Origin of the sequence: Gemella haemolysans (assembly GCF_028308085.1) — a bacterium.
Taxonomy (GTDB): domain Bacteria; phylum Bacillota; class Bacilli; order Staphylococcales; family Gemellaceae; genus Gemella; species Gemella haemolysans_D.
Window position 1 is genome coordinate 1 of sequence record NZ_JAQMFS010000041.1, and the last position, 257, is coordinate 257.

At 42.8% G+C, this 257-nt stretch carries 1 protein-coding gene; it reads left to right on the forward strand.

Features of this window, described 5'->3' with window-relative positions; translation table 11 throughout:
- On the forward strand, positions 1-257 hold a 257-nt coding region (locus PNO30_RS02990; RefSeq protein WP_271987109.1), incomplete at both ends, for a Rib/alpha-like domain-containing protein.

Consider the following 257-nt stretch of genomic DNA (forward strand, 5'->3'; position numbering starts at 1 on the left):
AATCCACAACCAAAACCACAAACAGTGGATAACGGTACAGCACCAAACGCAGAAGACAGTGTAGACAAAACAGGCTTACCAGAAGGTACAACTGTAACATGGAAAACAAATCCAGATGTAAGTACACCAGGAAATCATCCAACAGTAGCGTTAGTAACGTACCCAGATGGAACAGTAGACGAAGTAACCGTTCCAATCACAGTAAAAGAACAAAAAGATACGTTTAACCCAACTGCGAAACAGCCAGGACAAACCGC